The sequence below is a fragment of the Aquabacterium sp. genome (genome assembly GCF_030652515.1).
In the GTDB taxonomy this organism is placed as follows: Bacteria; Pseudomonadota; Gammaproteobacteria; order Burkholderiales; family Burkholderiaceae_C; genus Aquabacterium.
In genome coordinates this window covers 1-7,292 of record NZ_JAUSAR010000042.1, presented here as the reverse complement: position 1 = coordinate 7,292, position 7,292 = coordinate 1, and the positions used below count along the sequence as shown (strand labels likewise).

8 protein-coding genes are annotated in these 7,292 nt (G+C 64.3%); 6 read left to right on the top strand and 2 right to left on the bottom strand.

Annotated features, from left to right (window positions below; all coding sequences use genetic code 11):
• Positions 1 to 418 (top strand): HAD-IA family hydrolase (locus tag Q7V20_RS05840; protein WP_304788155.1); only part of this gene is annotated, 418 nt, incomplete at its 5' end.
• A 19-nt stretch (positions 419 to 437) separates the two neighbouring features.
• Positions 438 to 1,064 (top strand): nucleoid occlusion factor SlmA, encoded by a 627-nt coding sequence (gene slmA / locus Q7V20_RS05835; protein WP_304788153.1) that lies wholly within the window; start codon positions 438 to 440, stop codon positions 1,062 to 1,064.
• Here the strand turns inward: slmA and Q7V20_RS05830 are convergent.
• Positions 1,061 to 1,696, bottom strand: coding sequence for a PEP-CTERM sorting domain-containing protein (locus tag Q7V20_RS05830; protein ID WP_304788151.1), 636 nt, complete (start codon positions 1,694 to 1,696; stop codon positions 1,061 to 1,063). The two genes, slmA and Q7V20_RS05830, sit on opposite strands and share 4 nt — an antisense overlap.
• An 83-nt stretch (positions 1,697 to 1,779) precedes the next feature.
• Here Q7V20_RS05830 and Q7V20_RS05825 point away from each other — a divergent pair, with 83 nt between their 5' ends.
• From Q7V20_RS05825 to Q7V20_RS05810, 4 genes are read left to right on the top strand one after another with little or no spacing between them, the layout of a single operon-like run.
• The gene (locus Q7V20_RS05825) at positions 1,780 to 2,673 is read left to right on the top strand and encodes an ATP-binding protein (RefSeq protein ID WP_304788150.1); all 894 of its coding nucleotides are present in this window, start codon (positions 1,780 to 1,782) and stop codon (positions 2,671 to 2,673) included.
• Positions 2,666 to 3,139, top strand: a complete 474-nt coding sequence (locus Q7V20_RS05820) for an NUDIX domain-containing protein (RefSeq protein ID WP_304788148.1) — start codon at positions 2,666 to 2,668, stop codon at positions 3,137 to 3,139. Before Q7V20_RS05825 ends, Q7V20_RS05820 begins: the two co-directional genes overlap by 8 nt.
• A 49-nt stretch (positions 3,140 to 3,188) precedes the next feature.
• A complete protein-coding gene (locus Q7V20_RS05815) occupies positions 3,189 to 4,067 on the top strand; it encodes a crotonase/enoyl-CoA hydratase family protein (RefSeq protein ID WP_304788146.1) in 879 nt (292 codons plus the stop codon).
• A 4-nt stretch (positions 4,068 to 4,071) separates the two neighbouring features.
• Complete coding sequence (locus Q7V20_RS05810) at positions 4,072 to 6,933, top strand: DEAD/DEAH box helicase (RefSeq protein ID WP_304788144.1); 2,862 nt, start codon at positions 4,072 to 4,074, stop codon at positions 6,931 to 6,933.
• A 97-nt stretch (positions 6,934 to 7,030) separates the two neighbouring features.
• Here Q7V20_RS05810 and Q7V20_RS05805 read toward each other — a convergent pair.
• Positions 7,031 to 7,292 (bottom strand): SWIB/MDM2 domain-containing protein (locus Q7V20_RS05805; RefSeq protein ID WP_304788142.1); only part of this gene is annotated, 262 nt, incomplete at its 5' end.

Sequence of the window (7,292 nt, the reverse complement as noted above, 5' to 3'; positions counted from 1 at the left end):
CCGCGCCGCGCTCAAGCGCCTGCCCGGCCGCAAGTTCATCCTCACCAATGCCCCGGCCGACTACGCCAAACGCGTGGTCACCGCCCTGGACCTGGCCAGTTGCTTCGAAGGCATCATCTCGATCGAAGGCATGCGCGTGTTCGGCGACCTGCGGCCCAAGCCCGATGCCCGCATGCTGCGCGTGGTGCTGGCTCGGCACCGGCTACCCCCCCACCGCTGCGTGCTGATCGAAGACACCCTGGCCAACTTGAAAACCGCCCGCGCGGCGCACCTGCGCACCGTGTGGATGCAAAGTTACCTCAAGCACAATCCGCATGGCCCCGAAGTAGGTGCACACCTCCATCGCCGGCCCGCCTGGGTGTGTGCCAGAATCCGTCGGCTGCGTGCGCTTCACGCGGTATTCATCCCCAGCCCCTGATGCTGCACGCCAAGACGCGATGAACGACGAACTCATCCCTGTTGCTGCTGTCGAGCCTGCGCCCCGCAAACGCCCCAAGCCGGGCGAGCGCCGCGTGCAGATCCTGCAAGCCTTGGCGACGATGCTGGAGCAACCCGGCGCCGACCGCGTCACCACCGCGGCCCTGGCCGGGCGGCTGGAGGTGAGCGAAGCGGCCTTGTACCGGCACTTCGCCAGCAAAGCCCAGATGTTCGAAGGCCTGATCGAGTTCATCGAGCAAAGCCTGTTCACCCTGGCCAACCAGATCATGGAACGCGAAGCTGACCCTTCGGTGCAGATCACGCGCATCCTGGGCCTGGTGCTGCAATTCGCCGAGAAGAACCCGGGCATGGCCCGCGTGATGGTGGGCGATGCGCTGGTGTTCGAGCACGACCGCTTGGCCGCGCGCATGAACCAGGCTTTCGAGCGGTTGGAATCCTTGCTGCGTCAAAGCTACACGGTGCGGGCCGACGCGCGCGGTTCGGCCACGCCCACGGTGGATGGGCAAGCAGGCGCCTCGTTGGCCATCAGCGTGGTGCTGGGGCGCTTGCACCGTTTCACGCGCACCGGCTTCAAGCGCCTGCCCACCGAGCATCTGGATGCCGTCCTGCGGCAGTTGCTGCCCTAGCGCCTGCGGCGGCGCATGGCGCCCAGCAGCCCCAGGCCGGACAACATCAAGAGGTAGGCGGTGGGTTCAGGCACGCTGGCGGTGATCGAATCGACCTTGAAGGACAGGAGGTTGTATCCAGCCATGTAATCCAAGTAGCCGTAGGAGTGCCTGTCAAAGGCGGGCACGTCAAAGCTGCTGGGCAACTGCGTGCCGGACAAGACGCCGGTATTGCCGGGTTGCGTGGCCAGCTCGAAGCCAAAGCTGCCATAGCGGTAGTGCGAGCCATCCACGACCACTGGAATTCCGCCACGGAGCGATACGCCGTCTTCCACACCCTCGCGCCCAAAGTTGTTGAAGACCCCAACGCGGAGGTATTCTGCGAGGATCTGATGCCCGGCAATGGTGGCAGTGATCCGGCTGCTGTTCCCCAAGCCGTAATGTGCGGAGGAATCGGAGCGAGAGTCAGCCATGCTGTCCACAACGTAATTGAAGTCCCCTGTGAAGGTGGTTCCGACATCAACACCGCTCAGGCTGCCGTCCGTGGCGGTGACAGTGGCGGTGAACTTGAAATGGTTGTCGGCGGCGTGAGCCGTTCCAAAAGCCGCGGACAAGGCAAGGGCGGCCACCATGAGGCCGTGACGTGGGGTCATGAGTGCTCTCCTTGAAATGTTTGAATTGAAGATGACAGCCTTCACTCGTTTCACACATCGCGGCTGGCCCGTAAACTGTTGAGATGTCAGAACAAATCAACCAATTTCTTCAGCGCGCGGAACTTCTGGTGGAGCGACTTGATGCGATCATGCCACTGCCCGGCCGCTCTGTCATCGTCGCGCCGGACTGGACGGCCTCCATCGCGTTTCGCTACCGCAAGCGAGCTGCATCGGCATGGGGCGCGGCTTGGTTGGAGCCGGTGCGCCACATCGGCCGCATGCAGCTGTCCGACCTTCAAGAGGTGGACACGCAAAAGGAACGCTTCACTCGCAACCTGGCGCAGTTCGTGGCTGGCCGCACCGCCAACAACGTTTTGTTGACTGGCGCGCGCGGCACCGGCAAGTCGTCCCTGGTCAGGGCGGGCCTGAACGAATTCGCTGAAAAAGGCCTGCGCCTGATCGAGGTCGACAAAGCCGATCTGGTGGACCTGGCCGATCTGGTGGACCTGGTCGATGGCCGGCCCGAGCGTTTCATTGTCTTCAGTGACGACCTGTCGTTCGACGAAGGTGAGCCTGGCTACAAGGCGCTCAAGTCGGTGCTCGATGGCTCCGTCTCGGCCGCAGGCGACAACGTGCTGATCGTGGCCACCTCCAACCGCCGCCACCTGCTGCCCGAGTACCACGCCGACAACAAGAGCTACCACCGCAGCGACGATGGCGAGTTGCACCCCGGTGAAGTCGTCGAAGAAAAGATCTCGCTGTCCGAACGCTTTGGCCTGTGGATCAGCTTCTACCCCTTCACGCAGGACGAGTACCTGGCCATCGTGGCGCAGTGGTTGAGCCACTACGGGGTGTCGGCCGACGCCATTGAAGCAGCCCGTCCCCAGGCCCTGGTCTGGGCGATCGAGCGCGGTTCGCGCTCCGGCCGCGTCGCCTACCAGTTCGCGCGCGACTACTCGGGGCGCGAGCATGGCTGAGCCCAAGTCGTACCACGTGATGGCAGAAACCGACCGCGTGCCGGTGGAAGTGGCCGTGGGCGTGCTGATCGAGCGCGATGCGCAAGGTGTTGAAACCCGCTTCCTGATGACCTCGCGCCCCCCCGGCAAGGTCTACGAAGGCCACTGGGAGTTCCCCGGCGGCAAGGTGGAGCAGGGCGAGACCATCGAGCAGGCCCTGCGCCGCGAGCTGGTCGAAGAGCTGGGCATCACCATCGGCCCGGCCCACCCCTGGCAGACCGAGGTGATGGACTACCCCCACGCCAAGGTGCGCCTGAATTTCTGCAAGGTCTACGACTGGACCGGCGAGCTGGACATGCGCGAGGGGCAGCAGATGGCTTGGCAGACCTTGCCGGTCGAAGTGGTGCCCGTCCTCCCGGGCACGGTGCCTGTGTTGTGGTGGCTGGCCGCAGAACGTGGTCACGAAGGCGTCACGCACAGCGGATAATGGGGGTTACCCCAAAAATCCACTGGACCCCCGCTGGAGGAGACATCCCATGACCTACCAAACCCTGGACTACGCGGTCGACGATGACGGCGTGTTGCTGCTCAAGCTCAACCGCCCCGAACAGCTCAACTCCTTCACCGTCGAGATGGCCAACGAACTGGTGGACGCTTTCACGCGCGCCAGCAATGACGACGCCGTGCGCGCCGTGGTGGTCACCGGCGCGGGCAAGGCCTTTTGCGCGGGCATGGACCTGACGGCCGAAGGCAATGTCTTCGGCCTGGACGAAACCCAGTGGCCCACCATGGACGACATGCGCCAGCGCCTGAACGATCCAGAGATCTTCAACGGCGTGCGCGACACCGGTGGCCGCGTCGTGCTGGCCATCTACGATTGCAAGAAGCCCGTGATCGGCGCCATCAACGGCGCGGCCGTGGGCATCGGCGCCACCATGACCTTGCCCATGGACATCCGCCTGGCCTCCGACAAGGCCCGCATCGGCTTCGTCTTCGGCCGCATTGGCATCGTGCCCGAGGCCTGCTCCAGCTGGTTCCTGCCGCGCGTGGTCGGCATCTCGCAAGCCTTGGAATGGACCTACCTGGCCGATGTGTTCGATGCGCAGGAAGCCCTGCGTGGCCGCCTGGTCAAGGCCGTGGTGCCGCATGATCAGTTGCTGGACGAGGCGATGAAGATCGCCCGCCGCATCGCCACCGAGCGCTCCCCCGTCGGCGTCGCCCTGACGCGCCAGATGATGTACCGCAACTCGGCCCAGCCCCATCCCCTGGCGGCCCACCAGGTCGATTCGCTGGCCATGTTCTACACCAGCATCGGCGATGGCAAGGAGGGCGTGAAGGCCTTCCTGGAAAAGCGCCCTGCGCAGTTCGAGGGCAAGACCTCCGAGATGCCTTCTTTCTACCCATGGTGGGAATGAGCTCTTGAGTGATTTCGCGCTGCCCGAAGACTTTGATCTCGGGGAATACTTTGACGGACGCACCCTTGCGCGCGCCGTGGACCTCAAACCTGAGCAAGCCATCCAGTCCATGCAGGTGATCGGGCCGGTGTTGGCGACCCGCCTGCATGGCAGTGGCGCGCAGGCCTATGCACAGCGCACCGAGCTGGTCAACGACCGCCGTCTGGGCCTGCGCGTGATGGGTCACTGCACCTGCCCGGTGGGCCTGAACTGCAAACACGTGGCCGCCGCCTTGATGGCCTTTGAGGCACAACAAGTGCGCAAGCAGCGTGGCGGGGGCGTGCTGGAAGAAGCGCCTGTGATCAAGGCCACCCCACCCGCAGCCCCCAAGCTGGCAGACCTGCTGCCCGAGTTGCCCACGGTGAGCTTGGGCGCCTTGCCCTTGATCCCCGTGCTGAAGCTCACCACCTGTGTGGACGTGGTGTCCGAAGCCATGCTGCACCACCGCTATGGCTCGCAATCGTCCATCAGCACCAAGGTGCGCCAGGCCGCCGCGCAACTGATCTTGCGCTACCAGCCCGAAGGCAGCGAGCCGGTTGATTTCCATTTTCCGGCCACCCATGGCGCGATGGGCTTCAGCGAACGCGAAGACCCCGAGCAGCCCGGACAGCGCCAGATGGTGCGCTTTGAGCGCCAGAGCAAGCAGGAAGCCACTGCCTTGCTCGATCTGTGCAACACGCTCGAGTTCCGATCCTGGAGTTTGTCGGCCGGCCTGGCCATCAACCGCCTGACGCGCTTGAACGCGGGCGGCGGCACGGGTGGTGCAGGATCGGCCCTGGAAGGCGAGCCCCTCGTGCTGGTGCCACAGCGCCGCGAGCAGTGGCCCCACATCCTGACCACGCAACTGCCCTTGCTCAAGTCGCGCGGCTGGGTCGTCGAGGTGAAGCACGACTTCCCTTACGAGCTGCACACCGCCGAAGAGTGGACCGTCGATGTTGACGAAGAAGCCGGTGGCGACTGGTTCAGTGTGGGCTTGAAGGTCACCGTGGAAGGCCAGCGCATCGACCTGTTGCCGCTGCTGGTGGGCCTGGTGCAAACCGGTTGGTTGAAGCTGAACTCGGATCTGCGAGACGGCAAGTCGCGCGGCGAAGTGCTGGTGCCCTGGCCTGATGATGCCGTGCCTGAACCTGGCGCCCTGCCCCGTCAACGCCTGCTGCGCATCCCGGTGCAACGTGTGGCGCCCTTGATGGAATGGATGCGTTCCGTCTTCGCCGCCAATGGCAAGGACAGCGGGCCCTTGCGCCTGTCGCGCTTCGACCTGGGCACGCTGGAAGCCGTCACGGCCCAGACCACCGTGGTCGCCCCGCCCAGCTTCACCGACCTGATCGAACAAGTGCGCCTGCTGGGCAGTGGCCGCAGCCTGCCCGCCGTGCAACCTTCGCCCCATGTTCAGGCAACTTTGCGCCACTACCAGCTTGATGGTCTGGCCTGGATGGACTTCTTGCGCCGCGCCCGATTGGGCGGCGTGCTGGCCGACGACATGGGCCTGGGCAAGACCCTGCAGACCCTGACCTTGCTGCAAGGCGAACTGGACGCGGGCCGCCTGGACCGGCCCAGCCTGGTCGTGGTGCCCACCAGCCTGATCGCCAACTGGCAGACTGAAGCTCAGCGCTTCACGCCCGGCCTGAAGCTGGTGGTGCTGCATGGCCCGCAGCGCATGCAGTACTTCAAGCGCATCGAGCATGCCCACCTGGTCATCACCAGCTACCCGCTGGCGGTGCGCGACATCGACACCTTGGCTTCGCACGAATGGCACTACCTGCTGCTGGACGAAGCCCAGCGCATCAAGAACAGCCGCAGCCAGGCCACGCTCTCGCTCAAGGGCCTGCGCGCGCGCCACCGCTTGTGTTTGAGCGGCACGCCACTGGAAAACCACCTGGGCGAGTTGTGGAGCCTGATGGACTTTGTGTGTCCCGGCCTGCTGGGCAGCGAGGCGCAATTCCGCGAGCACTACCGCAACCCGATTGAAAAGCGCAAGGACACCTTGCAGGCCGAGCACCTGGCGCGCCGCGTGCGGCCCTTCATCCTGCGCCGAACCAAGCTGCAGGTGGCGCGCGAGCTCCCCGAGAAAACCGAAACGCACCTGCGCGTGGACCTCAGCGGCACGCAGCGCGACCTGTACGAAACCGTGCGCGCCACCATGGACAAGAAGCTGCGCGAGGCCATTGAAAAGCAAGGCCTGGCCCGCAGCCAGATCATGGTGCTGGATGCCTTGCTCAAGCTGCGCCAGGTGTGCTGCGATCCGCGTTTGCTCAAGATGGGCCCGGATGGCGCGCCTGCCGCAGGCAAGGCCGCGCCTTCGGCCAAGATGGCTTTGCTACTCGACCTGCTGCCCACCTTGGTGGAAGACGGCCGCCGCATCCTGCTGTTCTCGCAGTTCACCGAAATGCTCTCGCTGATCGAGGCCGAATTGGTGCGCCTGAAGATCGACTACCTCAAGCTGACCGGCGAGACAAACGACCGCGCGGGTTTGGTCGACAAGTTCCAGAAGGGCAATGTGCCCCTGTTCCTGATCAGCCTGAAGGCTGGCGGTGTGGGCCTGAACCTCACTGCGGCCGACACCGTCATCTTGTATGACCCCTGGTGGAACCCGGCGGTCGAACAGCAGGCCATCGACCGCGCCTACCGCATCGGGCAGGACAAGCCGGTGTTCGTATACAAGCTGCTGGCCAGTGGCACGGTGGAAGACAAGATGGTGGAGCTGCAGGCGCGCAAGGCCGGCCTGGCGGACTTGCTGCTGTCGGGCGTGGCCAGCGATGCCGCGCTGAACGCGCAAGACTTCGACGAACTCTTCAAGCCGCTGATCCCCGAAGAGTCAACGCCTTGAGCTGACTGAGCCTGAATGAAAAAAGCCCGGCGTTCTTGAAGAACGGCCGGGCTTTTCAATCAAGTTGCAAGGCGGACTCGTCAGCCCGCCAGGCTCATCACTTCAGTTGATCGCTGATAAGCTTGGTCATCTCGAACATCGAGACTTGAGCCTTCTTGAAGATCACCTTCAGCTTGTCGTCTGCATTGATGTTGCGCCGATTGGCGGCATCTTGCAGATTGTGCTTCTTGATGTATTCCCAAACCTTCTTGGTGACTTCCGTACGCGGCAGTGGCTCAGCGCCAATGACTGCGGCCAGAGCCGGGCTCGGTGTGAGAGCCTTCATGAAGGCGGCATTCGGGGTGCGCTTGACAGCGACC

Coding starts and splice junctions, on each gene's coding strand:
- slmA (WP_304788153.1), top strand. CDS start 438: ATGAACGACGAACTCATCCCTGTTGCTGCTGTCGAGCCTGCGCCCCGC.
- Q7V20_RS05830 (WP_304788151.1), bottom strand. CDS start 1,696: ATGACCCCACGTCACGGCCTCATGGTGGCCGCCCTTGCCTTGTCCGCG.
- Q7V20_RS05825 (WP_304788150.1), top strand. CDS start 1,780: ATGTCAGAACAAATCAACCAATTTCTTCAGCGCGCGGAACTTCTGGTG.
- Q7V20_RS05820 (WP_304788148.1), top strand. CDS start 2,666: ATGGCTGAGCCCAAGTCGTACCACGTGATGGCAGAAACCGACCGCGTG.
- Q7V20_RS05815 (WP_304788146.1), top strand. CDS start 3,189: ATGACCTACCAAACCCTGGACTACGCGGTCGACGATGACGGCGTGTTG.